Annotated in this window: 1 protein-coding gene; it reads right to left on the bottom strand. The window is 64.1% G+C overall.

Going from position 1 to position 3401, the window contains the following annotated elements; translation table 11 throughout:
* Positions 1-183: 183 nt before the first annotated feature.
* Positions 184-3401 (bottom strand): autotransporter outer membrane beta-barrel domain-containing protein (locus EN991_RS28490; RefSeq protein WP_164769431.1); only part of this gene is annotated, 3218 nt, incomplete at its 5' end.

Below are 3401 nucleotides of genomic sequence, written 5' to 3'. Positions count from 1 at the left end.
GTGCCGACGCGCCACCGGGCAACTGCGGCGCATCGGCGGCAGCCGGTGCCGCGACCGCCTTGTCGCTCTTGGTTTGCGCTGCAACGGCCGGCACACCGACGGTGCAGGCAACACCCAGCATCGCCACGAAATACGCGAACTTCCTCATCAAGACCCCTCCCGCCCGGCTCCGCCTCGGGCCAGCTAGAAGCTGACCTTGAGAGACGCGCTGATCGCGTTCTGTTTAACCGTTTCGCCGAAGGCGCCATTATATCTGACGGACATGCCGACGCCATTGACGCCATTCAGTTCAAGGCCGGCGCCGACCCGATAGAGCGGCGAATCGACGGCCTCCGTCAAGTGCAATGCGGGGTTGCCAGGCAGATTCTCCGCCGCCGCGAAGCGACCTTCGATTTCCCACTCCTTGTTGGAAAACTCCGCCCCGGCCTTGCCGTAGACGCGAAGGCTGGCAATGTCGCTGAGCGCGATGTCGGTGCCGATCTCGATTGCAGGGGTTGCAGAATAGTAGGTGTTGGCCGAGCCATCGAAGTTGAAGGCGGCGACCGAACCCTCCTCCGTGCCTGAGACACGCAGCCAGCGCGCGTCGAACTGCACTGTCGGCTGCAGATAGAACGCGCCCATCTCCCGGGTGAAACCCAACCGCGCCGAGCCGCCGAACATCGCGGTCTTCTGTGTGTAGGTGACGCTGCTGCCGATGCCAGGCAGCATTACCTCGTCGAGATAATCACCCACCAACGTTTCGCCCGGAATGTAGAATGCCGGGTCGATATGGGTGTCGCGTTCGCCCTTGAACGAGCCCGTGCCGCCACCGAGTGCAAAGTCCACGAAGTAATTCTTGTTGGTATATTTGGCCAGCGCATAGGCCTGCCAGGCCTCACCGGTGGTCTCCGACAGCAGGTCGCCATCAAAGCCGATCTTGGAATCGAACTCTGTGCGGCCGATCGTGGCACCAAGCGACCAGTTCTGGCCGATCTCGCCAATGCCGCCAAGCGACATCGTCTTCAGGACGTCGTCGCGGCTTGTAGTGCCAGCACCCGCGTCGCGGCCGTACTCGGCCTGCGGGCTGATCGTTGCCCAGACGCAGCGGCCGTCGGGATTCTTGTAGGCAGGCACGCCAGTACACTCACGCGCCGCTTCCAGCATCATGTCGGCTTCGCGGTTGATCATGTCGAACGTATGCACGGCATAATGCGGTGTGAGCCGGGTCAATGCTGCACCCAGTTCCTCTTCATTGGGCAGGAAGCGCAGCATGTTGATCAGCCTGGCCATCGGGTTGTCCGGGGTCGATGCTGCCTCGACATCGTCAAGGTACTGCGCCATCTGGAACACGCCGGGATCGGTGGTGCCGGACCCCGGATCCTGCGCCAGTTCCAGGAATGTCGGGTTGTCGGCGTAAAGAACGAGATCGGTGCCGCCATCCACCCGGAACTGGAAGTTGAAGCCCACTGCCGGATGCAAGGTCTTCGCTGCTATGCCGGAGTCGGTCATCCCCGAGCCATTGGCGACCACATATTCCGTGAACAGCTTATCGATCGACAGGAAATTCAGCGGCGCTTCGCCGTTGAAGTCACCGGCCGCCGTTAGTGCCAGGGCATCCGTGATCTGGTTGTTGAGATCCACATCGGTGACGAAATCGCCGGAGAGGTTTTGTTTGAAGCCGCCGCCGACATCCACCTTCGCCACCACGCCGATGCCCTGGTTGGTATAGAGCCCGTCATTGGTGAACAGCCCGCCGCCGAGATCGATGGTTTTCAGTCCGACCATCGAGGCATCGGCAAAATTGTGGAAGCTGTTGTCGCCGCCGCCGAGATCGATGTTGCCGATGACGCGTCCCAGCGTGTCGTCCAGCCGCGAATTGTCGACATGGTCATCACCCGACGTGCCGGTAATGGCCAGCGGACTGAAATCGTCGAGCAGCGATTCCAGGATCGCATTGGTCGGCACGACGGGACCGGGCGCCAACAGGAAGGTCTGGAATGCCTGGATATCCGCTGCCTGGATCTCGAATGTCGGCGTCGCTCCCATTGCGTAGAGCAGGCTGTGGTTGGTCAGCGCGTTGTTGGCGCCGCCGACGAGCATGGCGGCAACGCCGGTTCCGGCGCCGCCAATCGTGTAATGACCGTTGAGATTGATGGTGATGTTGCCTTTCGCGCCGTTGGCTGTGCTTTCGCCGTAGGCGGCCACGGAACCAGCACCCTGCGCGAACAGGCTGTCGCCCGCGGTCAGCGTAACCGCGTGCGCGTCGCCGATGCCGGTCGCGCTCTGTCCGAACATGGCATACGAGCTCGCACCCTTGACCCAGACCTGGCTCATGGCCGTCGCCGTCGCCGCCGCGGCATCGCCGATGCCACCGCCGGAACCGGCAGCGCCGGTGGAGAGCGTGCCGGCCAGGCCGCCGCCGCCGCCCACCGCCTGGGCCACGATGCCGTGCGCCCGCTCGCCATCGGTGACGATCTCGCCGTCCTGCTGGATGGTCACCGTGCCGCCATTGCCCTTGGCACCCGCAAATGTGTTGAAGCCGATGGTGTTGTTGTCGATGCCGCTGCCGCCATCCGCCGTGGCGCCGAAGCGCCCAAAGCCGGCGCCGCCGATGCCGCCGCCGCCGCCGACCGACTGAGCGATGATGGCGACCGCATCGACACCATGCGTGGTGATGGTGCCGGTGCGGATCACGGTCACCTCGCCGCCATCGCCGCCATTGCCGCCAAGGCCGCCGATGCCGAGCGCGTTCGAGGTTTTACCTTTTGCGTCGCCGCCGACACCGCCGCCGCCGCCCACCGACTGCGCCACGACGCCATGCGCGCGGGCGCCGAAGGTTTCGATCGATCCGGAAACCTCAACCCTCACATCTCCGCCATCGCCGCCGTTGCCGCCCTTGCCGCCCAGGCTGAGGGCAAAAGAGTCGGACCCGGCGAAGTCGGACGAAACCGTGCCGCCATATCCGCCACCGCCGCCGATGGACTGGGCGAAGATGCCGTATGACCCATCCTTGTGTGTGATGATCTCGCCATCGTTGGTGACGGTGACCTTGCCACCATCGGCCTCGTTGTCGGGGTCGTTGGGGTCGCCGACCACCGGGATCGGAATCCCGTTGGGTATGCTGGCACCGCCACCGATTGTCATGTCTGCTTCCGATGCGCCGGTCGCGGCACCCGAGGCACCACCGCCACCGCCGATCGACTGCGCAAAAATGCCGTGCGAGATATAGCCCAGTGTTTCAATCTTGCCGAAGTTGTTGACCTCGACCTCACCGCCGATGCTGCCACTGCCGCCTTGGCCGCCAATATACATGGTAACGGCCGTCTCGGCCTTACCGGTCTCCGTCGAGCCAGCGCCACCCGCACCACCGCCGCCGCCCACCGACTGCGCGAAGATGCCGTTCGAGTTGTCGTCCTGCGTCA

This window comes from Mesorhizobium sp. M7A.F.Ca.US.005.03.2.1 (genome assembly GCF_003997795.1).
In the GTDB taxonomy this organism is placed as follows: Bacteria; Pseudomonadota; Alphaproteobacteria; order Rhizobiales; family Rhizobiaceae; genus Mesorhizobium; species Mesorhizobium ciceri.
The sequence above is the reverse complement of the archived record's forward strand: the minus strand, read 5'-3'. Positions and strand labels throughout refer to the sequence as shown.